This window comes from Algoriphagus resistens, assembly GCF_001442615.1.
GTDB lineage: Bacteria > Bacteroidota > Bacteroidia > Cytophagales > Cyclobacteriaceae > Algoriphagus > Algoriphagus resistens.
This window is the reverse complement of record NZ_LMXN01000006.1, coordinates 58742-78683: the sequence shown is the minus strand read 5'-3', so window position 1 is coordinate 78683 and position 19942 is coordinate 58742. Positions and strand designations below refer to the sequence as shown.

Genomic DNA, 19942 nt, shown 5'->3' with positions numbered 1-19942 from the left:
ATCTTTTGTGCTGGTGAAAGGTTGTGACTATAGCGCAGCTAACTAGCTAATACCCCAATTCCTTACAGACTGTCAATACTATCTTTTCCTCTTTCCACCCGGCATCAGGCATGGGAACCATCTGTTTTCCCGCTTAATGTGAACACCTATTAACCCAAAAGTGTAAAGGGTAGCACGTATAGCCAAACATACAATCTTATTTTTTCCTCCCCCAAGCTCTATGGTTCAATTGCGTCATATTGATAAATCATGTCATTTTGAAAGGGTTTTAGGGTTGGCTAAATCTATGTTTCTTAAGCGTATTTGCCTGTAATTCGCTGAAATCCAGTGGACTGAAAATTATTTATCGCTATAGGTTCCCATAGGGCACTTCTTTTGGCACGCTGGCAGAAAACTAACGTCGGTCATGCAGCTCAATAAGAAAGAATAGCAAGTCCAAGCGATATGAATCCTCCGAAGACTGGCTGGAGGATATCGTTTACCTCAAAGGACCTTTCCTACAAATGGCTTTGCCAGGTTTACTGATTGCGCTGCTGATTGGCCTAAACCTAAGTTAAAAATGAATTTAATGATGACACTTTCCATGCTGCTGTTAGGCATAGCAGTATTTGGTATTTTCTACGGATCACTTGTCTTCTTTCACAGACTTTTAAAGAACTGACTATGGAAACCTTTCATGCTATTACCCAACTGATCGAGCAGGAGATTCCTGATCTGAAGCAGGAGCCCGGGTTGGAGGCCCAGGAAATAAGCACCGTGCATCTGTTTCAAACGCTGGTCAATTTCTCGGCCTATACTGAAAAGATGATTCTTATCGGTGATTTGGCGCGGGTGAAAAAATGCTTCCAGCTCGCAGAAAACCTTTACCGCAAAGGAAATGAAATGGTAAAGGTGGCATTTGAGCACATATTCATTCCCAGACTACATCTCGACATCGATGATAGGACACATCAGATGGTGAGGGCAATGCTCCCATTCTGCCTGCTGAGAACCTACCTGATCCTGTATAGACCTAACCAACTGGAAAAATGATCATTCTCTTAATCGTATCGGCGGCCTCATTTGGCTACCTGTTTTATGCTATTGTTAAACCTGAAAAATTCTGATCATGAATACTGAAATCCTTGGAGTTATCCTGATTTTCCTGCTTTCGGTAGGGTTGGCCTGGCCGCTTGGCAAGTACATGGTGAAGGTCTTCGGTGGGCAAAAAACCTGGACAGACTTTCTTTCACCATTGGAGCGTTTGATCTTTAAGTTATCCGGAATAGATCCAGACCAGCCTATGGACTGGAAACAAAACCTCAAAGCGCTTCTTGGTATCAATGTGTTTTTTTTCCTCTTTGCATTCCTTGCTTTGGTATTTCAGGGAGCCCATCCCTTTTGGAATCCGGTGAATATCGGGAACTGGGAGCCTACACTTGCTTTCAATACCGCTGTAAGTTTTACCACCAACACCAACTTGCAGCATTACAGTGGGGAAACCGGGGCTTCCTATTTTACGCAGCTCTTGGTATTCTGCTGGTTACAGTTTGTCAGCGCGGGTACAGGAATTGCTGCCTGTGCACTGCTATTCCAGGGTCTGAAAAACCGCAGGGGTACTAACCTGGGTAATTTCTACAACCTTATGGTAAAAAGCTGCACCCGTGTATTGCTGCCTTTAGCAGTGGTGTTGGCAGTGATCCTGATGATCAACGGTACAACCTCAAATTTTGAGGGACTCTCTCAGGTCACCACCCTGGAAGGACAAACGGTGCAGGTTGCCGGCGGGCCTACTGCACCCATGGTGGCGATCAAACAATTGGGGACAAATGGAGGGGGGTATTTTGGACCCAATTCCACGCACCCATTTGAAAATCCGAATTACCTGACCAATATCGCTGAGAATGTGGCTATTATTCTAATTCCTATGGCATTGGTTTTTGCCTTTGGATTTTTCATGGACAGAAAAAAACTAGCCATGATGTTCTTCGGTATAATGAGCCTGTTATTTGTGGGCTTTGCCACTATTTCGATCAGCGAAGAACTGAAAGGTAACCCTGCCTTTACAGAAATGGGTATCGCAAACGGACAATCGAATATGGAAGGCAAAGAAGTCCGCTTTGGTGCGGCTGCATCTTCTCTTTGGGGAGTATCTACCACAGCGACTTCCAACGGTTCTGTCAACAGTATGCATGACAGTCATACGCCTCTTTCAGGGGGAATATTTATGCTTGATATGTTTATCAATGCTGTCTATGGGGGAGTAGGGGTTGGTTTTATCAATTTCTTTCTCTTTGTGATCGTGGCGGTATTCATCGCTGGACAGATGATCGGCAGAACCCCGGGTCTGTTTGGTAAAAAAATAGAAGCGAAAGAAGTCAAAATCGCCGCGCTTGTTGTCATCCTTCACCCTTTCTTGATTCTGGTAGGTACCGCGATGGCCAGTTACGGTTTAGTGCAGGACCCTTCTCTGGGGTGGTTGAATAATCCTTCATTCCATGGGTTTTCAGAAATGCTCTATGAAAATACCTCAGCATCGGCAAACAACGGTTCAGGATTTGAAGGGCTGGGCGATAATACCCCTTTTTGGAATGTCCTGACGGGCATTATCATGTTGCTGGCCAGGTATATCCCGATTATAGGGCCATTGGCCATTGTAGGATCCTTGTCAGCCAAGAATCCTGTGCCTGTGACAGCAGGATCACTTCAGCTGGAGAGCCCGGCATTTGGCGCAGTGCTGATTTCGGTCATCGTGATTGTAGCAGCATTGGCATTCTTTCCCGCCATGGTTTTAGGGCCGTTGGCGGAATATTACACCTTTTAATTCTTGGATTATGTCAGATAAAAATAAATCTCTGTTTAGTGCAGAGACTATCAGTGAAGCCGTGGGACAGGCATTTGCAAAACTCTCTCCGGCGTTAATGATCAAAAACCCGGTAATGTTTACCGTGGAGCTGGGCACAGTAGTGATGATGGTGGTGACAGCACTATCCGGCTTTTCCTCCCATGAGAGCCTTGGTGATTTTGCATACAATGCCGTGATCACCGGTTTACTCTTCCTGACCGTATTGTTCGGGAATTTTGCCGAAGCCATTGCTGAGGCAAGAGGAAAAGCACAGGCCGATACACTGCGGAAAACCAGAAAGGATACCCTGGCCAAACTTCTAAATGGGGATGGATCAATAAGGGAAACAAGCTCTGCTGATCTAAAAAAAGGAGATGTTTTCCTTGCTGAGGCAGGCGATGTGATCCCTGCAGATGGTGAGATCATCGAGGGGCTAGCCTCTATAGATGAGTCTGCGATTACAGGAGAGTCGGCTCCTGTGATCCGGGAGGCCGATACAGACCACAACAGTGTGATCGGGGGTACAAAAGTGCTCTCAGATAAGGTGAAAGTTCAGGTTGTGACTGAACCTGGAGAAAGCTTCCTGGATAAAATGATCTCGCTTGTGGAGGGGGCCAACCGACAGAAGACACCTAACGAAATAGCTCTGACGATACTGTTGGCGAGTTTTACGATGATCTTTTTGATCGTAACAGTTACATTGAAGCCCTTTGCCGATTTTGCAAATGCCCCCATCACAATCGCTGCACTGGTATCTCTTTTTGTATGCTTAATACCCACCACCATTGGAGGCCTGCTGTCAGCCATAGGGATCGCGGGGATGGACCGTGCCCTTCGGGCAAACATCATAGCGAAATCCGGTAAGGCTGTGGAAACTGCCGGGGATATTGATACACTCCTGTTGGACAAGACCGGTACTATTACCATCGGTAACCGTAAAGCTACAAGCTTCTCCCATCTTGAGCAGATCAGTAAAGAGGAGTTTACTGAATTATGTGTCATCAGTTCTCTTTCAGATAGCACCCCGGAGGGAAAGTCCATCATTGAACTGGCAAGGACGCAAAATATAACCGTACAAAAGAATGCTATAGGAGATGCTTCCTTTATCAAATTCAGTGCGGAAACCAGAATGAGCGGTGTGGATTTGCCCGATGGCAGAAAAATACGGAAAGGAGCATGGGATGCAATCTGTAAATGGTCTGAAAACAAGGACGATTTGAAGAGGTTGGAAGAGAAAGTACTGGAAATTTCGAACAAGGGTGGAACTCCCCTTGCTTTGGCTGTGGATAAAAAGGCACTTGGGGTGATCCAGCTGGAGGATATAATCAAACCCGGGATTCAAGAACGTTTCGAACGTTTAAGAAAGATGGGCGTGAAGACAGTAATGGTAACCGGAGACAATCCGCTTACTGCAGCATTCATTGCCGGGAAAGCAGGGGTTGATGATTTTATCGCTGAGGCAAAACCTGAGGATAAGATGAACTATATCAAAGAAGAACAGCGTCAGGGTAAACTGGTAGCAATGATGGGGGATGGAACCAACGATGCTCCGGCATTGGCCCAGGCAGATGTGGGAGTGGCTATGAACAGTGGTACACAAGCAGCAAAGGAAGCATCCAACATGGTGGACCTGGACAGTGATCCAACTAAGCTATTGGAAGTAATCGAGATAGGAAAACAGTTGCTCATTACCCGCGGAAATGTAACTACTTTCTCTATTGCCAATGATGTGGCAAAGTATTTTGCAATTGTCCCCGCTTTATTTGCAGCAGCAATTCCAGGGCTTGGTGCCCTGAATATTATGAATCTTTCCACTCCTGAATCAGCTATTCTTTCAGCAGTGATTTTCAATGCGGTCATCATTCCGATGCTAATTCCTTTAGCCCTTCGTGGGGTGAAGTACCGCCCCGTCGGTGCCTCCTCTTTGCTGACCAGAAACCTGTTGGTGTATGGTTTGGGAGGCATTGTTGTACCATTCATTGGAATCAAAATTATAGACATGATAGTCAATCTCGCGCTTTAAAATATATACTATGAAATCTTTAAGAAGAGTGCTGGGACTTGGGGTTTGTACCCTTGTCCTATTCGGAATCTTATATCCTCTTGCCATGGTAGGCATAGGAAAAGCAATGCCTAAAAGCTCAGCAGGAAATCCCATTATCAGAAATGGGCAATTAGTGGGATTTGAGCAAATAGGCCAATCGTTTACAAGTCCTGGATATTTCTGGGGAAGACCTTCTGCTGTGGATTACGATGCGTCTTCAACCGGCGGATCAAACCTTGGACCGACGAACCCGGAACTTATGGTTTTGGTCCGGGAAAGAATCGGATCTTTGGTGAACAGTAATCCCGGATTGAAAATAGCTGAAATTCCTGTTGAGCTGATTACAGCGTCTGGTTCTGGCCTGGATCCCCACATCAGCAAACAGGGGGCTTTGATTCAGATAAACAGGATTTCAAAAGCACGGTCCATTGATCCGAAGCGGGTTCATGAATTAGTTGAATCATATTCAGAAAAATCACTCTTGGGTCTGTTTGGTCCTTCGGATAACGTAAATGTCCTCAAAATAAATCTGGCCCTTGATGAATTGACTGTTTCAAACTGACGCTAGAACCGGTTTAAGGCCGGTTTTGTCACCAAAACCACTTGATGTAAGTTATATTACCATGCGTATGAACCCTTTTGTTACTTATTTCCAGTCTCTGTTTTCTTTTCTTCCAACGCCAAACAAGGGACTTTGTACAGTTTTGATGAGCTTTGGTTTTTGTGGGATTGTTTATGCCCAGGATACCAAAGAAATATCTCCATTTTCTGTTAGCGGTTACCTGGAGGCTTATTATCTCTACGATTTTGGGAATCCCGGCAACCACACCCGGCCAGACTTTGTGTATTCCTTTAACCGCCATAATGAGGTGAACCTAAATATTGGTTACCTACAGGCTTCCTATCGTACTGGGCAGGTACGGGCAAATCTAGCCTTGATGACAGGGACTTATGCCAATGCCAATCTCGCGGCTGAGCCGGGAGTACTCAAAACTATCTACGAAGCCAGCATGGGGGTGAAAATCTCCAAAAACCACGAACTGTGGGTTGATGCAGGGATTTTCCCCTCGCACATCGGGTTTGAAAGTGCCATTGGGGCAGTTTGTTGGAATATGACAAGGTCCATGCTCGCAGATAATTCTCCCTATTTTGAAAGCGGGGCCAAGCTGTCTTACACTTCTGAAGATGGGCGTTGGTTTGTCAGTGGTTTAATTTTGAACGGTTGGCAGCGGATTCAGCGCATTGAAGGAAATAATACGCCTGCTTTTGGACACCAGCTAACCTATAAGCCTACCGGTAAAATCACCTTGAACAGTAGTTCCTTTATCGGGAGTGATACGCCTGACAGCTTGAGGGAAATGAGGTATTTTCATAACTTCTATGGCCAGTTTGAACTCACTGGGAGCTTGGGACTGATAGCGGGTTTTGATATCGGTGTCCAGCAGCAGGCAAAAAAGAGTAAATCCTTTGATTGTTGGTATTCTCCGGTAGTAATAGCCCGTTATCAAGTAAGCGAAAAATTGGCACTGGCAGCAAGGGCGGAGTACTATGCCGATCCTTCGGAGGTGATTATTTCCACGGGAACACCTAATGGATTTAAAACCTTCGGATATTCTGTGAATGCGGATTTGGCGCTGGCTGAAAATGTGCTGTGGCGGATTGAGGCAAGAAGTTTAAAAAGCGACGATAGGATTTTCGATAATAATGGAGCTCCTTCAGGGAAGAATACCCTCGTGGGAACCTCCCTTTCAGTAGCATTTTAAACCAATGATTTGTTGAAGTCTATGGATATAAACAGGGAAAAACCAATCGGGGATCAATTCTTAAAGCTAATCCGCCAACGTAAAAAAGGACGGCTGAAAGTTTATATCGGAATGATTGCAGGTGTGGGAAAGACATACCGCATGCTGCAGGAGGCACATGAGCTGTTAGAAGCCGGGGTTGATGTGCAGATCGGGTTTATAGAGTCGCATGACCGAAAGGATACGATTGCGCTAGTGGATGGTATTCCTTTGATTCCCCGTAAAAAAGTTTTCTACAAAGGCAGAGAGCTAGAGGAAATGGATATGGAAAGGATTTTGACTGTTCGGCCGGATGTGGTATTGGTGGATGAACTTGCCCATAGCAATATTCCCGGGAGTAAAAATGAAAAGCGCTGGCAGGATGTGATAGAACTTATCTCTGCCGGGATCAATGTAATCACCGCGTTTAATGTACAACATCTGGAAAATATGGTGGACAGGGTACATAAGATTTCCGGGATACAGGTCAAAGAATGTATTCCGGACAAAATCCTTCATTACGCAGATGAGGTGGTGAACATTGATCTGCCGGCAGCGGATTTAATCAAAAGACTTAAAGAGGGAAAAATTTATAGCGGAGACCGTATCCGGCGTGCACTGGATAATTTTTTCCAGCCGGAGCAGATACTACAGCTTCGGGAACTTGCCCTACGTCAGGTTGCAACGCAGGTGGAACATCAAATACAGAATGTGCTTCCGGAAGCTTCCCGGATGCCTTCCGAACGGTTTATGGCCTGCGTAAGCACCAACTTTGAGGGGGGGCGTAAAATCATCAGGAAAACTTCGCGTCTGGCTGCCCATTACCAGGCACGGTGGTTTGTGCTTTATATACAGATTCCCAAAGAGCAGTCAGACAGAATCGACCTGGCGGTGCAGCGGAAGCTGCTTCAAAATCTTAAATGGGCAGCTGAATTAGGTGCAGAGGTCATTAAAGTAAAAGGAGATGATATCCCCGGGCTAATTTTCCAGCATGCAGAAAAATATAAGATCAGCAATCTGATCATAGGAAGACCGCATTTCAGTCTCTACCGCCAGCTTAGCGGAAGAAATTATTTCGATAAATTGCTCAAAAAACTGGTAAACCGGGAAATCGACGTGATCCTGGTTTTTTAATCCAACTCATAAAATGAAAGTTAAGTACAAACTGTTTTTCTCACTGCTCTTTCTTTTCGGGGTGATTATTCTCCTTGGAAGTTTTGGAAGTTACTACCTGCGATGGCTGGCAAAGGATTCTGCGGCCATTATGCAGGATAATTACAGAACCTTGATGTACCTCAGAGACATTGAACACCAACTCGACGAGCTGCAGTTAAAAGTTTTAGATAAGGCATTTTCCGAAGCTGAAGCCCAACAGATCTTTGATCCGATCAAGCAGGCCATCCGGCTACAGCATGTAAATGTCACAGAATCAGGTGAAAAAAAGCTTACAAAAGAGCTCTCCGATAATCTGGAGAAGCTAGAGGGATTATACCTGGCGGGAGCAAGTTCAACTGCTGCAACTAATGATCAAATCCTGGCGATGATCTATCAGATAAAAATCCAGACAGGGAGCATCTATTCAATAAATGAGGAGACCATGTTACACAAGAATGAGCTGGCAGGTACTACCGCCTCGAATGCTGTGTTATACATGAATATCTTTACCGGGGCCAGTATTTTGGTTGCATTGGTTTTTATAATCGCCCTGCCAATTTATATTTCAAGGCCTCTTAAGACGTTTGCTGTGGCCATCAAGGAGATTTCGAAAGGAAACTACAAGGTCAATATTCCCTTACACTCTAAGGATGAATATGGCAAACTTGCAGGTCTTTTTAATCTTATGGCAGCAAAACTCGATAAGTTTGAGGATTCTAATCTGGCTAAACTTATCAATGAGCAGAAGCGCTTGAATGCGGTCATTAACCATATGGATGAAGCAATTCTGGGACTGGATGAATGCAAAAAAGTAATATTTGCAAATGACCATTGTTTGAAGCTGTTGAGTCTAGACCGCGATCAGATAATGGGGGAATATGCCCCTAAATTGGCTGCAGATAATCAATTGATGGAGAGCCTTATCCAAGAGTTGATGATTGATTTTATGCCTTTCGAAGAAAAGATTTACCCTCCGGTAACTATAATAGATAATCATAAGGAAAGGCTGTTCGCCAAAAATATCATTAATGTAGTAGGCCGTCTGGAAGAGGATAAGAAGGAAGGTCTCATGGGACATGTAATAGTATTGACAGACATCACCGATTTCACAGAAAAAGATAAAGCGAAGACCCACTTCATAGCCACGCTTTCACATGAATTGAAAACGCCCGTTTCAGCAATTTTGATGAGTACTAATCTTCTTAGGAATACAAAGACAGGCTCGCTGGCTCCAAGTCAGGTAGAATTGGTAGAGACTATTGAAAATAATAGTGAACGCATTAGAAGAATGATCAATGAAGTTCTGGACATATCCAAGATTGAGAGCGGAACAATTGATGTTAATCTAACAGTTGAATCTCCTGATAATCTGATTGATAAAGCAGTGGAGGGGGTGAGCCTATTTTTGAAAGATAAGGGATTGGAAATAACGCATCTGTCTGAAGCAAATCTCCCCGCTGTTACCGTGGATGCCCATAAGCTTGTGTGGGTATTGAACAATCTTTTAACAAATGCCATAAGGTATGCGCCTGAAGGTTCTACAATTCAACTAAAGACAGCGCAAAAAGGGAAGTTTTTGGAGATAGGTGTGATTGATCAGGGCCAGGGTATTGCTGTTGAAAATCAAAAGAAAATTTTTCGAAAATTTTCACGGCTGAAGAATTCTGATGATTCGGGAACGGGATTGGGACTGGCCATCTCCAAAGAATTTATCGAGGCAATGGGGGGAAGTATCGGGGTGGAGTCCGAGGAGGGAAAGGGGGCTTCATTTTGGATTAGGCTGAACTTAGCCAGCTGAAAATGTTAAGGGAGAATTTTTTGGTCTGCAAGCTATCCTTACGTAAGGAAGTTTCTATAACAATGCGCGACTTCGATTAGGTTTTTTTGCACTTTTCCGAAATTCTAGGGAGACGGTCAATCAATCGAATAACAATCGATTTTTTACCAACTTATGTGGTAAAAATCAGTCAACTCTTAAAGAATGTTACACCTCCCCCTGATAGTTGTCGAAAACAACCAGAAGTAGTGCAGATACAACTGTAAGTAGCTGTTTTTTTTTGATTCAGGGCCTGCTTGAAAATACCTTTGAAGCATCATAAATAGTAAAACTCGCACCTATGTTAGACACTAAAAAGATTGGCAATAAAATTGCCGAAGCCCGAAAAAAGGCAACTATTTCTCAGGCACAGCTCGCCGAACAATTATTCATCAGCCCACAGGCGGTAGGTAAATGGGAGCGTGGGGAATCCATGCCGGATATCACTACGTTTAACCGCCTTGCTGAAATTCTTGGAGTTGATTTTAACTATTTCTCTGAGAACTTCCGATCCTCGGTCACTGGGGCGGTACCAAATGAGCCGTTGGTAAAACAATCGGCTGAATTGCAGGATGAAAAGCAGAAGGGAAAACTAAGCTGGGATATGTCACAGGGAAACTGGGTAGACGCTGACTTTTCCGGATTGAAAAACCTACATGAAAAATTCGGTTCATCCAACATGCAGCGCTGCTTGTTCATCGGTTCTGATTTGTCCGGACTTCTTCTGAAGGGCAATAATGTTGACGGCTGCGACTTTTCAGGTTCAGATATCAGCAACAGCCACATTCAGAACTCTTATTTGTTAGGCAATCTGTTTAAGGGCAGTTCCCTGAAAGAAACAGAATTTTCAAAAAGCTATGTCAAAGGATGCGATTTTTCCGGTACCGATTTTTCCGGATCAGTTATTAAATCCGGGGGCTTCGAGAAAAGCAGTATGGTAGATGCCGTTTGGAACAGTACCTCTTTCAACGCCACCTATATTGCCGATATCGTTTTCAATGGCACGTTTGAGGACTGCTGTTTTGAAAACTGTGCATTTACCAGGGTGACCTTCCAGGATGCGACACTTATAAATACGTTTTTTAAGAACAATAAAAAATTGAAACGTATCCGTTTTATAGACTGCAAGGCAGATCGGATGACCTACGAATTCTTGAAACAAGGGAAAGCGGATCTGACTGGTATTACTTTGATCACAGCAGAAGGAGGAAATGACTGATGGCCTTGATGCTTCCTGAAATGGTAGTTCCAGTCCAAACGGAATTTATGCATGATAAGCTCTTCATGCACCTTGGGAACAGGGTGCAGTAGATCCAATTCATCTTTTATCAACGCTAAGGATTTGGTAAGGAAATTTATTTTTCCCAGCGCCAATTGTAGCCATTTCTACCGCTCAGTTGAAATGGCTGCAATTGTTGTAAACCTTTATAGGTACTTCTTTAATCAATACGATCTAGGGCTTTTTTCTAGTGATAATGTCTCTCCAAATATCAGTAGATTTATCTTAATCTTAATTTGAGTGTGGGTGAGGCGGGGAGAAGATGAATATGGTAGTATTTCCTTGACAGTTCAAAAAAACAATGAGGATAGTAAAATTGGGCAACGCAGACCAATGACTTGATCCTTTGAGGCTGCGATTACATTGAAAAAGAAAGAAATGGATATGTATTAGAAGGGAGTAAAGATGCTGCTTTTAAAAATACGGGAGCCGGTTCTGCTCCCTGTACCGCAGAGTATTGTTTGGAGTCTCCACTTCCGATCATGGAAACAGACGGTGCAGTTGTTGTAAAGTTAGTTGTATATGTTGTATTCACTGATTATTTTCATCGGCTGAGTTGTTTTAACCTTCAAAAGTAGAACAAGGCCAATCTTTTTGTTCCGGTTGCATTTTTTGCAGCCCATTTCACTTGCAGGATTTGGGCTGTAGGGCGGTGGACTTTTCCACCGCCCTTTTTCAGTTCTTGGTCATCCAGCTGAAACCTGCTACAGCCATTAGCAGTTAAGGTTGCTGCTCCCCATTTACTTGTTAGGGGGCTTTTGACCTCCTTTTTCCCCGGGTCATCGGTTAGTCCGCGGTATGGGCCTTCGGTATATCGATAACTTACCGTAGCTGATTTCTCCATCCCCATACTCCAGACTGTCATTCCTATAAATCCAAGGTTCAGGAAGAAATGGGTTTCCCATCCCATGGATACCAATATCCGTGCACAGTTGCAGGGTATCCTTGGGAAAGCCCCTGCCCAGATCAGTCCCCCATAGGTGGTAAATACAGTGAGTAGCAGGATGCTTGAGAGGTATCCCCACCATCTGCTGACCGAAAAGTGCAGGAGCAGGGTGATCAGCAACTCTGTAACCGGTCATGGTTTTGACAGGCAGAAGCAGGTCATATGCTTACAAAAGCCTGAATAAAGTGAAAAAAACTGGATAAGCAGAAATACCAATTGATCACCCTGGAGGAATATACAGAATTTAAAGGGCTATCCTCCGCAGCCAAAGAAGGTCCAGAAAATTTCTGGACCTTCTCATAAAATTGATAAATAGTTACTTTTTCAGCAATCTGATAATTTTAGTATTATCCCCACCCGTTAAGTGTAAGAAATAAATGCCCTTCTTGAATCGGTCGGATCGGATGATAAATTCACTACGCCCTTGATTAAACTGGCTCACACCACTTTCGATCATTTCGCCTCTATCACTGTAAAGAATATAGCTTATGTCCAGACTTATCTCCCGATCGAGTTCAATGGCTATCTGATCCTCCATAGGATTTGGGTAAGCTTTTATGATTTGTGCCTCCTTATAGACAAGCGACTCGGTGCTTGTTTCCATGTCACAAATCACCGTTCCGCAGCTTCCTAAAGTTGCTCCTCTTTTTAGAAATGAAGGGACAGCATTTAATGCTACACTCAGGGTATGGGATTTTCCGGAATTCCCGGCACGTAGACAAACCATTACTTTGTCGCCTTTATTGCCACTTCTCACATCTACCACGCAAACTGTCACCTCATCTGTAAACACATTGCCCAGGGCATCTGTGACAGTAAGGGTATAGGTGGTAGTTTCTGTAGGTGAAACCGTAATTTCCTGACCTACCTGGCCATCACTCCAGGCATAAGTATAAGGAGCGATGCCACCCACAGCATCTGCAGCGCTGAGAACTGTGCCGGAAAGTGGTGGGTAACCATAGTAAACTACAGCCCCTTCACCCGCATCCGAAAGCAACGGTTCACCGGGCAGCAACCGAACAAATACAGGCAGGTGGTCAGAGGTGGTATTGGCATAATTGTCAATCAGATTAAAAGGGATAAACAGCCCTTCCGATCCTTCCAAGTAATTGTCATAAAGCTCATTGGATAAGGTAATGTGGTCAATCACATTATCATTGAAAATGTAGGAGCGAAGACCTGCCTCACTGAGACTCACTGTCACACCATCAAAATCAGCATCCGAAATAAATTCCTCATAAGTACTTGGTCCGGAACCGATGGATTCGTCCAGATCATCATTGTAATCTCCCAGAAGGATGATATTTGCATCAGCAAAATAGGCGTCTAAGCTATCCTTTAAGACCTGGTTGTCAAATCTTCTTCGGTTCAGATCCGCTGTGGCAGAACCTGATTTTGCATGAATGTTGATCAAATTGATTTCTTCTTTCACACCGTTGATTTCGGCTATGGCCGTGACCATCCATGGAAGACGCCCGCTGGACCAGAATGAAGATGGAGTTCCCGTAGGATAGCTGTCCAGAATAGGATTTAATCCCAATCGGGCCTCATCATAAACTTGCTCAAACATGGCTCTCTCTCCGATAATGTCTATCACAGCGGTATTGTAAATAAGACACAGCTTTTGTGGAGGAAAGCTTGGATCAGGTCCGTCGAATGAATAGGAATAGCGATCCGAGCAGATCAGGGAATATCCCGGCATCTGACTTACCACGGATGTTAAAAGAGATTCATCGCTCACTTCCTGCACGGCAATAATATCCGGTAGGGTAGCTTCGAATACTTTTAAGGCATTTGCAGCTTGAAGATTTACATCCGAAGGACCATAATTTGTAAGGGTAGCACCAAAAAATTCCATATTCCAGGTCATGATATCCAATGTTTCACCGGAAGGGATATCTGAACCTTCCTGAGCATATGGGCTGGTACCCGGCAGATCTTCCAAGAATCTTGGCAAAAGCTGGAGCGTGCCCCGGAAACTTCCCAATACACCGGTAATGGTCTGTGCATCCGAAGGAATTACACGCCCGACTAGGCTAGTGATTTCCCCGTCGATTCTAAGTTCTAGGTTGCCGCTGCCATCCGTGATTACATAGTTGCTCTCCGGAAACAATAGACCGGTTGGAGTCGCAAAAGAGGCTGCAGATATACTGATCAGTTGGCCTTCCAGTTCAGCGGTGAGCTGACTGATACTTACTGAAATCGGACTTAGTGGATTGCCGGAACTGATCAATTCAAACTCCTCAACTTCCACCAATTGAAGTTGCTGGTTAAATGAGCCGATAGTGCCCAACAGCTGGATTTCATCTCCGATTTGGAAAACTTCCTTCCCGTGGATTTGGGAATCGAATACCGGAATGCCTCCTGTTTGATCCTGAATGAATGCAGGTCCTCCGAAGTGGTCTGAGGCAGTCAAAATGCCTTTTACGATAACTTTAGTACCGAGTGCTTTTTGTCTGGCAGCTGCAATACTGATCAATTCCGGTTCAGGATCGACGATAATTCCGCCGAAGCTTTGCTCGGTATTAATAGCATTATAGGTACTGGCGATAGGGGAATCAGACCAGGTAAAATCGGCATATTTAGTGCCTGAACCCTGAAGTTGAAGTGAGTTTCCAACCGGCGAAGAGGAAGCTTCGACTACACCTACATCCTCACTGTTCATTCCATCAGCAGGGCCTCCTACGGCAATAAAATTCCCCTCATAGCTTAAAAACTGGATTACTTCCTGGCTTGGGCCTACCAAAGCAAAACCATCCGGAGAACCATTTTGAAGCCCTACGGTTTCAATAAATAGTGTTCCGAATCCATTGTCGTGGTTTGGGATAATACCGTTAAGGGCGATGGTATTATAAACAGCCCCATTATTTCCGTTGTAAAGTACCAAAGAATACCCGGTAAGATCCAGCCCTGCAGTACCCGCGACTTCTATACCTTCACCTACATCTGTACCAGTATTGTCATAATGAAATTCATTGATGAAAAGTACTGGCGTACCCTGAAAGGATTGGTCGGTATTGAAGGTCCCAAAAGTAGCGTTCGAAGAGTTCTGCCATGCAAAATCAGAATATACCTTTCCGTTTCCTGAGAGCTGAAGAGAACTGCCAACAGGCGCGGTACCTGCTTCACTCACACCAATATCCGAGCTGCTCATTCCATCAGCTGGACCGCCTACTGCCTGAAATGAACCTTCATAGCTTAGAAATTGAATGACGGTGCCATTTTGGATAAGGGCAATTCCATCAGGGGATCCGTTTTGTATGCCATTTGAAGGATAAGAAAGGGCAACAACTCCATAACCGTTCCCTAAGTCAGGAATTGATCCGGCTAAATTGTCTGTATCATAAACAGTTCCGTTTGCCCCATTATAAAGTACCAATGACCATTCGGAAAGATCAGTTCCTGCAGGCCCTGCAATTTCGATAGCTTCTCCGATATCCGTTCCGGAATTATCGTAATGGATTTCATTGATGAAGACCTCTTGGGCCAGTGCAGAACTGCTGGTTAATGCCCAAAGTATCCAGGTTGTTTTAAGTAAAAAATTATTCATAAATAAAATGGTTTTTACTAAAGGTCATGATTTTATAGTTTCTTTCAGTGTGCAAAAAGTTAACTCTGAGTTATATTTTTAAGTATTGACTTCTATGATTCACAGCATGGGTGATGTACTTAAACCTGTTACCTTCAGGATCACGCAAGGCCCAAAAACGCCAGCCAGTCGCGGATTGTTTTTATCATCTGGACCCTAAACCAGTTAGGACTTGCCGGGATGGTACTGCTGCGCAATGGTTTTTCAGCATGGGTGGATATGAACTGTCACTAAATTGCTATACCCATGGCACCAAAATCTAAAATTAAAAACTGGGGTCATTCACTCATTTTGTCCTGTTTTTTTAACGTAGATGGCCTGGGTTTTTCAGTAGGCCATAGGTAACCTGGACTACAAGGGAGATGGATGCAAAACCCTATTTTTCTGAACAGGTAGTTCCTCCAAGCCATTCCTTAAACCGGTTTACCCTTTCTCTGCTCACAATTATTTCTTCTTTAAAGCTGAGTGTAGGATTGATTTTAAGTCTGCTGTTTGAATAGACCAGTACGTCTTTGATAGCGTTCAAGTGAACCATGAAACTTCGGTTGACACGGAAAAACAGCGAGGGATCCAGCAATTCCTCCAATGTTTCCATTTTATAATCGGTGACGAACTTTCTCCCATCCTGGAGGATGAGATCAGTATTCCGTCCTTCTGTATTGAAAAGCCTGATGGAGGCAGTGGGAATGGAATGAATGTGTTCTCCGATTTTCACCATAAAGCGCTCTTTATAGGAAGGCTTATTGAAATTTCCCCAAAGATTATGGTTTATCTTTTGAGTGAGGGTAGTTCCCCGAAGCTGTTGGAATTTGTCAATGCTGGCTTGAAATGCGCTGTATCGGATAGGTTTTACCAGATAATCGATCCCATTTGCCTGAAAGGCCTCTAAAGCATATTGGTTGTGAGCGGTGATGAAAATCACAGGCTTGAAAAATGAAACCTGGTCCAATGCCTGAAATGACAGCCCATCTTCCAGTTGGATATCTACCAAAAGCAGATCTGCTTCTTCTCCGTATTTACTGAGTAAAGGTATCGCTTCAGCTACCGAATGCGCCACTCCCAGAATGAGGGATTCTGAATCATATTTTTCCAGAAAATGCCTCACTTTTTCTATTGCCGGAAGCTCGTCTTCAATCAGGATTACTTTCATTTTGATGGTGTAAGTCTGGGGAATGGTTTGTTGGATTTTGGGAGGACGGCTGCTCCAAAGGCACATAAATGGAAAATATCAGTTGATCTTTCCATTTCAACGTCTTGTTCAGCCAGCCATATTGATCTTTGACTATTTTCAGTGTATCTGTAAGTTGCTCGCTTTTGGTCAGGGCAAAATTGGACTCAAATTTCAGTACCAGCTCATTTTTATGAAAGTCCAGATTGACCTGCAGAGGCCGTGTAGCGGAGGAAAGTTGAGAATAGGCAATAGCTTCCAATAGCTTGGTCAAAGTCCGGGGAACGATCAGCGTATTTTTAGGTTCAGAGGCTATTTGTAACAGAATATGTTTTGAAACGAACTGCTGAAAAAATGTGCTCGTGCTTTTCATCGCTTGTAGTTCCTCCGCTATAGGAACCAATTCGTCCTGGTTTTTCAGGGAATGCCTATAGATATCTGAAAGCAAAAGAATGCCTTCATCAGCCAGTTCATAATTCTGTTCTTTTATTCTCAGTAAGATGGATTCCAATCCTACCATAAGAAAATCAGGATTCATCATATAATGAAAAAGGTCGATGCTTCTTTCCAGAAGCTCCTTTTCCTTTTGCTCAGCTTCCAGTTCTCTTTGGAATTTATTGTGGATAAAATAATATCCCGCGAAATGGCCTTGGTACATCAGTGACACAAACAGAAATATCCCGTTGAATATCTGAAGTTCAGTAGAATAAACCTGAATGTCCGCCATATTTTCAAACCAATAGAAGTAGGCGATCAGCATTCCGCTTGTCAAGACAATACTGCCAAGGGTGGTAAAGGCAAGTAACGTGATTACCTGTTTGTTGAAATTCGGGGATTCAGTCAGCTTGGGTTCCGAAAATCGAAGCAGGAGTAGATTCCCTTCCAAAATCAGATAACTGCAGATGATGCAGAATAGAAGTTCTTGGGTGAAAAAGCCTTCCAAAGCCGTTTCAATCGTATCGAATGCAAGCAAAACGCATAAATATACCAATGCCCCGACACCTAAGGGAAGCAAGAGCCTTCTGAGAGGATTATGGATAAGAATCCTGGTCATCTTTGGGAAGTTGAATTGGAGATGTAAGGCAGATTCACGTAGAAGCAATGCTCGGAACTGTGTATGGTAGGAAGCATATTGCCATAATAGCTGTAGCGACCTTTGAGATTTTTCAGTCCGACCCCTGTAGAGGAAATTTGCCCAGGAGCATGGGTAATCGTGTTTGTCACCACCACCTGCTTCTGGTCCGCGGTGATGAGGATTTTCAAGGGATTGTCTAAGCTTGCCACATTATGCTTGAGTGCATTTTCCACCAAAAGCTGGATTGCAAGGGCAGGAATACAGTTTTGCACTACTTCCTGCTTGATACGCTGCTCAAGTATCACCTTCTCACCGTATCTGACTTTCATCAGATGCATGTAGTTTTCAACTATTTCAAGTTCTTTTTCCAGCGTATTGAGAGCTTGAATCCCATTTTTGACCAGATGCCTGAAATTAAAAGCAAGCTTCCGGATATAATTCTCAGCTTGTTCAGGATGGGAAGCAATGAGATTTGAGGCAGTATTGAAAGAATTAAAAAGGAAGTGTGGGGTCAGCTGAGAGCGAAGTAATTTGTATTGTAATTCTTCCTTGGTGCGTTCATTTCGCAAATGCTGGATGGTTTTTTTTGAAAATCTGGCATAAGAGATCCAGGAATAATTGATCCAAACGATCAAAATAGCCAGAATCAATCCCACTATACTTCCTTTCAAGGCCAACCCATCACTTCTGTTTTCCAATCCATCTCCGAGTGCTCTGTTGACCATCTGGCCAATTCCATAGGAATAAGCCATCAGGGATCCCCAAATCAGAAGTAGTAATAAAGCATAACGGTTTCCATGCTTGGTCTCAATCCTTTTGAACCATAGATTTCCAAAATAAATACTCAATCCGGCAAGTATGCTGATCAGCAGAAAAGCCCCCGAAAACCAGGAGGCTTTTGTTAGCCAATCGATTAATCCGCCATTGTAGAGCAGATAGAATCCCAAAGCCAGGACCAATAGGAGAGAGAGTATAAAGGATAGCGGTTTTGACATGGGGTAATGCAATCGCAATAAGCTGCAATCGTTAGTTGTGAACTGATCTAGGCTGCGCACTTCATGACTTCACCCAGGAAGTGGGAGGAATCAATTTGGTTTTTGGCGGTTTCCCTGATTTTTGTTTTTACTTTTTCAGATCCGTGCTTTCTGCAAAGATAAAGTAATAGCTCTGCCTTAAAATGATCACTGTCTATACTTTCTATACCGTCCAGGATGATTAAGACTCTGTTTTCATTCATGTTTCCACTATCCACAGCGGTTTTTAGCAGTTCATTTTTGAAATGGTCTGAATCGATGGTAGGCACAAGCTCATTTACCATGAATTTCATTTCCTGATCTGAAAGTGAACTGAATGAAATGCTTTTTGCGATTTCTGTCTTGAAATGATCGCTGTCCACCATTTTGATCAATCTGATGGATTCCTCTCCTTTGCCGTCCATGACATTGGTTTTAAAGATAGGCATGAGCAATTCAGTCTTGAAATGATCGGAATCCAGAGCACCTACAGCTTTGTTTAACTGGTTCAGATCCTTAAAATACCCCGGATTAACTCTTTTATAGACCTCAAGTTGGTAATGATCCGAATCAATCTGCGAAATTGTTTTGTCTATGCAGGAGGAGATCTCTGCAGGATTAAGGTTTTTCTTCATCAGCAGACCTAGATAGATGGATTTAAGGTAATCACCCTTGAGTTGATCTACGAGTCCCAAAACAGCCTTTGCTCCGCTAGATGCATAGATCTTTTCCACCCGTTCTTCAGCTCCCAGACTGGTGGTGTTCATAAGTTCTGGGAGTATTTCTGCAAGCCAGACTTTACCATCTGGCTCAAAAGGTTTCTTTCTACCCCCTTCTTTGTATTCGTAAGATAGGCCTGAACCGTCATTCTTAATGACAATTGACCGGGAATTGCCAAAGGTTGTTTTTTCGATTTTCAGATAGCCTCCAGCAGAGATGGAGGAAATGGATTTTTCATCGTTGCCGATTTCAACCTTCCCATTCGACTCCACCTTGAGCTTTTGATTGTCGTCATTAAAGACAAAGTTATGGGTGGTTTCACTGCTCGAAATGCTGATGGACTGGCCATTAACCAGCTGGAGGGAGGACATTGCAATAAGCAGTATCCACAAGTAATAGAATTTTGGTGAAATATTCATGTTCAGAAAATGTAGTTTAAAGATTATACTTCAAATATGTCCATTAGCTACATTGGGAAAAAACCAGATGCAGTCAAGTGTGGGATAAATGGAATGAATCGTCGAATGATTGG

15 protein-coding genes are annotated in these 19942 nt (G+C 43.7%); 9 read left to right on the top strand and 6 right to left on the bottom strand.

Going from position 1 to position 19942, the window contains the following annotated elements; translation table 11 throughout:
* Positions 1-663 precede the first annotated feature (663 nt).
* The 9 genes from AS141_RS12495 (at position 664) to AS141_RS12460 (ending at position 10839) form a co-directional block, all read left to right on the top strand.
* Complete coding sequence (locus AS141_RS12495) at positions 664-1032, top strand: DUF7674 family protein (protein ID WP_057938006.1); 369 nt, start codon at positions 664-666, stop codon at positions 1030-1032.
* Positions 1029-1106 (top strand): K(+)-transporting ATPase subunit F, encoded by a 78-nt coding sequence (gene kdpF, locus AS141_RS27405; RefSeq protein ID WP_082632295.1) that lies wholly within the window; start codon positions 1029-1031, stop codon positions 1104-1106. The genes AS141_RS12495 and kdpF overlap by 4 nt, the downstream gene beginning before the upstream one ends.
* Before the next feature lie 2 nt (positions 1107-1108).
* Positions 1109-2803 carry a potassium-transporting ATPase subunit KdpA gene (kdpA, locus tag AS141_RS12490; protein WP_057938005.1) on the top strand — a complete coding sequence of 565 codons (1695 nt, stop codon included), beginning with the start codon at positions 1109-1111 and terminating at the stop codon, positions 2801-2803.
* A gap of 10 nt (positions 2804-2813) precedes the next feature.
* Positions 2814-4847, top strand: a complete 2034-nt coding sequence (gene kdpB, locus AS141_RS12485) for a potassium-transporting ATPase subunit KdpB (RefSeq protein ID WP_057938004.1) — start codon at positions 2814-2816, stop codon at positions 4845-4847.
* A gap of 10 nt (positions 4848-4857) precedes the next feature.
* The gene (gene kdpC, locus AS141_RS12480) at positions 4858-5430 is read left to right on the top strand and encodes a potassium-transporting ATPase subunit KdpC (protein ID WP_057938003.1); all 573 of its coding nucleotides are present in this window, start codon (positions 4858-4860) and stop codon (positions 5428-5430) included.
* A 67-nt stretch (positions 5431-5497) separates the two neighbouring features.
* Positions 5498-6631 carry a porin gene (locus tag AS141_RS12475; protein WP_057938207.1) on the top strand — a complete coding sequence of 378 codons (1134 nt, stop codon included), beginning with the start codon at positions 5498-5500 and terminating at the stop codon, positions 6629-6631.
* Positions 6632-6652: 21 nt separating this feature from the next.
* Positions 6653-7783 (top strand): histidine kinase, encoded by a 1131-nt coding sequence (locus AS141_RS12470; RefSeq protein ID WP_057938002.1) that lies wholly within the window; start codon positions 6653-6655, stop codon positions 7781-7783.
* Between the two features lie 13 nt (positions 7784-7796).
* Positions 7797-9602 (top strand): HAMP domain-containing histidine kinase, encoded by a 1806-nt coding sequence (locus AS141_RS12465; RefSeq protein ID WP_057938001.1) that lies wholly within the window; start codon positions 7797-7799, stop codon positions 9600-9602.
* A 319-nt stretch (positions 9603-9921) separates the two neighbouring features.
* Positions 9922-10839 (top strand): helix-turn-helix domain-containing protein, encoded by a 918-nt coding sequence (locus tag AS141_RS12460; RefSeq protein ID WP_057938000.1) that lies wholly within the window; start codon positions 9922-9924, stop codon positions 10837-10839.
* 628 nt (positions 10840-11467) lie between these two features.
* On the opposite strand, the gene AS141_RS12455 is transcribed toward AS141_RS12460, so the two are convergent.
* The 6 genes from AS141_RS12455 to AS141_RS12430 form a co-directional block, all read right to left on the bottom strand.
* Positions 11468-11965 (bottom strand): MauE/DoxX family redox-associated membrane protein, encoded by a 498-nt coding sequence (locus AS141_RS12455; RefSeq protein WP_057937999.1) that lies wholly within the window; start codon positions 11963-11965, stop codon positions 11468-11470.
* Positions 11966-12161: 196 nt separating this feature from the next.
* Positions 12162-15395: a DUF5689 domain-containing protein gene (locus AS141_RS12450; protein WP_057937998.1), complete on the bottom strand. Its 3234-nt coding sequence runs from the start codon at positions 15393-15395 to the stop codon at positions 12162-12164.
* Positions 15396-15810: 415 nt separating this feature from the next.
* Positions 15811-16584: a LytR/AlgR family response regulator transcription factor gene (locus tag AS141_RS12445; RefSeq protein WP_057937997.1), complete on the bottom strand. Its 774-nt coding sequence runs from the start codon at positions 16582-16584 to the stop codon at positions 15811-15813.
* Positions 16565-17656: a sensor histidine kinase gene (locus AS141_RS12440; protein ID WP_057937996.1), complete on the bottom strand. Its 1092-nt coding sequence runs from the start codon at positions 17654-17656 to the stop codon at positions 16565-16567. Before AS141_RS12440 ends, AS141_RS12445 begins: the two co-directional genes overlap by 20 nt.
* The gene (locus tag AS141_RS12435) at positions 17653-18672 is read right to left on the bottom strand and encodes a sensor histidine kinase (protein ID WP_057937995.1); all 1020 of its coding nucleotides are present in this window, start codon (positions 18670-18672) and stop codon (positions 17653-17655) included. The genes AS141_RS12440 and AS141_RS12435 overlap by 4 nt, the downstream gene beginning before the upstream one ends.
* Before the next feature lie 47 nt (positions 18673-18719).
* Complete coding sequence (locus tag AS141_RS12430; RefSeq protein WP_057937994.1) at positions 18720-19829, bottom strand: hypothetical protein; 1110 nt, start codon at positions 19827-19829, stop codon at positions 18720-18722.
* Between the last annotated feature and the right edge of the window lie 113 nt (positions 19830-19942).

What these genes read in the sequence shown, in the direction of transcription:
- AS141_RS12475 (WP_057938207.1), top strand. Translation starts at nt 5,498, where the DNA reads ATGAACCCTTTTGTTACTTATTTCCAGTCTCTGTTTTCTTTTCTTCCA.
- AS141_RS12470 (WP_057938002.1), top strand. Translation starts at nt 6,653, where the DNA reads ATGGATATAAACAGGGAAAAACCAATCGGGGATCAATTCTTAAAGCTA.
- AS141_RS12450 (WP_057937998.1), bottom strand. Translation starts at nt 15,395, where the DNA reads ATGAATAATTTTTTACTTAAAACAACCTGGATACTTTGGGCATTAACC.
- AS141_RS12465 (WP_057938001.1), top strand. Translation starts at nt 7,797, where the DNA reads ATGAAAGTTAAGTACAAACTGTTTTTCTCACTGCTCTTTCTTTTCGGG.
- AS141_RS12445 (WP_057937997.1), bottom strand. Translation starts at nt 16,584, where the DNA reads ATGAAAGTAATCCTGATTGAAGACGAGCTTCCGGCAATAGAAAAAGTG.
- AS141_RS12495 (WP_057938006.1), top strand. Translation starts at nt 664, where the DNA reads ATGGAAACCTTTCATGCTATTACCCAACTGATCGAGCAGGAGATTCCT.
- AS141_RS12440 (WP_057937996.1), bottom strand. Translation starts at nt 17,656, where the DNA reads ATGACCAGGATTCTTATCCATAATCCTCTCAGAAGGCTCTTGCTTCCC.
- kdpB (WP_057938004.1), top strand. Translation starts at nt 2,814, where the DNA reads ATGTCAGATAAAAATAAATCTCTGTTTAGTGCAGAGACTATCAGTGAA.
- AS141_RS12460 (WP_057938000.1), top strand. Translation starts at nt 9,922, where the DNA reads ATGTTAGACACTAAAAAGATTGGCAATAAAATTGCCGAAGCCCGAAAA.
- AS141_RS12435 (WP_057937995.1), bottom strand. Translation starts at nt 18,672, where the DNA reads ATGTCAAAACCGCTATCCTTTATACTCTCTCTCCTATTGGTCCTGGCT.
- kdpA (WP_057938005.1), top strand. Translation starts at nt 1,109, where the DNA reads ATGAATACTGAAATCCTTGGAGTTATCCTGATTTTCCTGCTTTCGGTA.
- AS141_RS12430 (WP_057937994.1), bottom strand. Translation starts at nt 19,829, where the DNA reads ATGAATATTTCACCAAAATTCTATTACTTGTGGATACTGCTTATTGCA.
- kdpF (WP_082632295.1), top strand. Translation starts at nt 1,029, where the DNA reads ATGATCATTCTCTTAATCGTATCGGCGGCCTCATTTGGCTACCTGTTT.
- kdpC (WP_057938003.1), top strand. Translation starts at nt 4,858, where the DNA reads ATGAAATCTTTAAGAAGAGTGCTGGGACTTGGGGTTTGTACCCTTGTC.